The 1,069-nt window shown below is 38.1% G+C and carries 1 protein-coding gene and 1 pseudogene; one reads left to right on the top strand and one right to left on the bottom strand.

The annotated features are described in order from the left end of the window. Positions 1 to 406: 406 nt before the first annotated feature. Positions 407 to 622, top strand: a pseudogene (locus tag O9295_RS21000) (PIN domain-containing protein); the annotation flags it as partial. 89 nt (positions 623 to 711) lie between these two features. Here O9295_RS21000 and O9295_RS20995 read toward each other — a convergent pair. Further along, positions 712 to 855, bottom strand: coding sequence for a DUF6290 family protein (locus O9295_RS20995; protein WP_079209832.1), 144 nt, complete (start codon positions 853 to 855; stop codon positions 712 to 714). Positions 856 to 1,069: the final 214 nt, after the last annotated feature.

Below are 1,069 nucleotides of genomic sequence, written 5' to 3'. Positions count from 1 at the left end.
TTTTGCTAATAAACATAGCAAAATTATAGATGATTTCCTGACCTAAGATCACATTTTATTCTTTTTTCCACTTCAATCTAAGAATTGAGAAAAAAGCAAAACCTTATATTATACCATAAAAAAATTATGCAAGAGGTCTATAGCTTGGTTTGGTAATCGCAATCCAATGGGTAGTGGATTGTTTCAGCTAATTTGGTGTATTAGAAAAATGCTATAAATTCTATAATCTAAGATTTTAAGCCGAAATCTATTGCCCTATTTTAGTTGAAACAGTCCAGTAGGATGCATTATTAGCTTGTATTGACATACCCCACGTCCGTTTACGGCGTGGGGTATGTCAACCAACTCCCTCAAAACCAAGATTAAATGCAGCAGGATAGACGTTGGATAGATTTTCTAGATTGCCGTGAGTGAAAGCGTCTATATTGAAACCAGTGTTATTGGTTATCTGACAGCCAGATCGATCAAAAACTTGATTATTGCGGGGAATATCGAAACAACACGAGACTGGTGGCAAAATCGCCGTAATGATTTTGTTCTCTATATTTCACAGGTTGTTTTGGATGAAGTAGCCAAAGGAGATGCTGAGATTGCTTTGAAACGATTGGAAATTCTCAATGAACGAATCCGCGTCAGTCCCCACCCTCAGCAACGCGGGGTGGGGAAGGAAAGCGCGGCAATTGAGGGGTTCGATGCCCCGAAAATTGCCAATTAGAGATTTTTGGGTAAAGGTAGTCGCTTAATGTAGTCCCTGATGACCTCTGATTTTGAATAGCCTTTTAACTTGGCATAAGTTTCTAGTCTTTCCATTTCTTCCTCTGTTAGTCGAATATTTATCTGCGTTGCTCTTGTCATCTTGTGTAGTTGATTGCTATACTAAGAGTATAACTTCAACAGGTCGATAAGTTATGGCTATCAAGAGAATTACTGGCTCTTCTAGGTTCTGTGTGAGCATGGTATAATAGTAACACAGAACAGGAGGTGGGTTATGTGGATAAATTTTGATCAACTCCTCGATTTACCAAATGTAACAGTGGTCAATTATCAAAAAATTGCTCAGACAATTTTC

Origin of the sequence: Microcystis sp. LE18-22.4A, assembly GCF_027531105.1 — a bacterium.
Classification (GTDB): domain Bacteria; phylum Cyanobacteriota; class Cyanobacteriia; order Cyanobacteriales; family Microcystaceae; genus Microcystis; species Microcystis aeruginosa.
The sequence above is the reverse complement of the archived record's forward strand: the minus strand, read 5'-3'. Positions and strand labels throughout refer to the sequence as shown.

Coding starts and splice junctions, on each gene's coding strand:
- O9295_RS20995 (WP_079209832.1), bottom strand. CDS start 855: ATGACAAGAGCAACGCAGATAAATATTCGACTAACAGAGGAAGAAATG.